Origin of the sequence: Streptomyces albidochromogenes, assembly GCF_005981925.1 — a bacterium.
GTDB lineage: Bacteria > Actinomycetota > Actinomycetes > Streptomycetales > Streptomycetaceae > Streptomyces > Streptomyces albidochromogenes.
Genome location: NZ_VBVX01000570.1, coordinates 1 through 1,884, shown reverse-complemented (window position 1 = coordinate 1,884; position 1,884 = coordinate 1). Strand labels below are relative to the sequence as shown.

Below are 1,884 nucleotides of genomic sequence, written 5' to 3'. Positions count from 1 at the left end.
GCCCCGAACCCGACCCGCCAGCGCCGGTCCCCCCGCCGGAGCCGCAGCCCGGGCCGGGCCCTCTGCCGGGTCCCGGGCCGGCGCCCGCGCCCGTCACCTGACCGGCACGACACGGGGGCGGCGCGGCTCAGGCGACGGGAGCCCGGGGCCCCCGCCCGGTCACGTGTTGGGCGCGGCGGCGCTCACGCCTCCGAGCGCGGACGTGGGATCGCGCTCGATCGCCAGATCCCCCAGGGACACGATGCCCACGGCGGTGGAGCCCTCGACCACGGGCAGCCGGCGCAGCGCGTTCTCCCGCATCAAGCGGATGGCCTCGTCGACCTCGTCGCCGGGTGCGACGGTGACGAGATCGGTGCTGCACACGTCCCGCACCGTGGTCTCCCCCGGGTCCTTGCCCTCGGCGAGCACCCGTACCACCAGGTCCCGGTCGGTGACCAGGCCGCGCAGCTCGTCGCCCTCCGCGACCAGGACCACGCCGATGTCCTCCTCGCGCATCCGGTGCGCCACCTCGCTCACCGCCGTGAGCGTGCCCACGGTGGCCGGGGCACTCGTCATGATCTCGCGAACCTGCTGACCCATCGGGTCCTCCACTGGACGGGCGGCGCCAGCCGCGGCCCCCACTGCACGAGCGGGTACCCGCGCAGTCCCCGCCCAAGCGCCGCCGTTCGCCGCCTCCGCGCCGGACCCGCCGTGAGCCCCGCGCGAGGCGGCTCGGAGACCGGCACGGCCCGGCAGGCGGCAGGTAACGAGGCGGGCCATATCAGATGGAAAGCAGTTGATCCTGGCGATATCGGGCATCCATCCGGTATGAACACACCTCTCAACCCAGATCCCGACCCGGACCGCACCACCGGTCTCGAACCGGGCGGCTCGGTGCCTCCCGGGGAAACTCCTCCCGGCGAGTCCAGTACCAGCTCCGGCACCGGCCCCCGGGTCGATCCGCCCCGCGGCTGGGCCATGGGCCCGCTGATCGCCATCGGCGTGGTCGTGGTGCTGTGCGCGGCCTTCTTCCTGGTCTACGCCGTGATCATCTAGCCACGGGGCTCAGGGACGGCGCCAGGAATCGTCGTCCAGGTGGGAGCCCGCCATGGGCCCCATCCGCAGCATGCCGCCGTCCACCTGCCACGAGGCGCCCGTGACGTAGGAGGCCTCCGGGCTCGCGAGGAAGGCGATGACGGCGGCGACCTCCCGTGCGTCGCCGGGCCGCCCCAGGGGGACGCCGCGACGTACCTCCGCGCGTACGTCCGTGTCCTCCTGGCCGGTCATCGGGGTGGCGATCTCGCCGGGGGCGACGGCGTTGACGGTGATGCCGTGCTCGGCGAGCTCCAGGGCCATCACCTGCGTCAGCACGCCGAGGCCGCCCTTGGCCGCGCAGTACGGCGCGGCGCCGACGCGGGGCGCGGTCTCGTGGACCGAGGTGACGTTGACGATCCTGCCGCCGCCGCCCTGCCGGATCATGCGGCGGGCCGCCCGCTGGGCGCACAGGAACGGGCCGATCATGTCCACGTCGACGACGTGGCGGACGGTGGCGAGGTCGATGTCGAGGAACGGTGTGGCGGTGCCCGTCCCCGCGTTGTTGACCAGGACGTCGATGCGGCCGAGTTCCTCCGCCAGCCGGTCGACCGCGTCGGCGGCGTCCGGCAGCGCGGTGAGGTCCATGGCCGCGACGGCCGCGCGGCGCCCGTGCCCGCGCACCTCCCGGGCCGTCTCCTGCGCGCCCTGACGGTCGGTGTGGAAGGTGATGCCGACGTCCATGCCCCGTACGGCGAGGGCGACGGCCGTGGCACGCCCGATCCCGGAGTCCGCGCCGGTGACGACGGCCACCTGCGTCGCTGCCGCGCCGGCGCTGGACATGTGCGTACCTCCTGGTGCGGGGGGTGGGTC

3 protein-coding genes are annotated in these 1,884 nt (G+C 74.8%); 1 reads left to right on the top strand and 2 read right to left on the bottom strand.

Annotated features, from left to right (window positions below):
• Positions 1 to 159: 159 nt before the first annotated feature.
• Positions 160 to 579: a CBS domain-containing protein gene (locus E2E34_RS33910; RefSeq protein WP_138905660.1), complete on the bottom strand. Its 420-nt coding sequence runs from the start codon at positions 577 to 579 to the stop codon at positions 160 to 162.
• 228 nt (positions 580 to 807) lie between these two features.
• On the opposite strand from E2E34_RS33910, the gene E2E34_RS33905 reads away from it, so the two are divergent.
• Positions 808 to 1,035, top strand: coding sequence for a DUF6480 family protein (locus tag E2E34_RS33905; RefSeq protein WP_138905659.1), 228 nt, complete (start codon positions 808 to 810; stop codon positions 1,033 to 1,035).
• Between the two features lie 9 nt (positions 1,036 to 1,044).
• Here E2E34_RS33905 and E2E34_RS33900 read toward each other — a convergent pair whose 3' ends face one another.
• Entirely contained in the window at positions 1,045 to 1,854 is an 810-nt protein-coding gene (locus E2E34_RS33900; RefSeq protein ID WP_138905658.1) for an SDR family oxidoreductase, read from the bottom strand.
• Between the last annotated feature and the right edge of the window lie 30 nt (positions 1,855 to 1,884).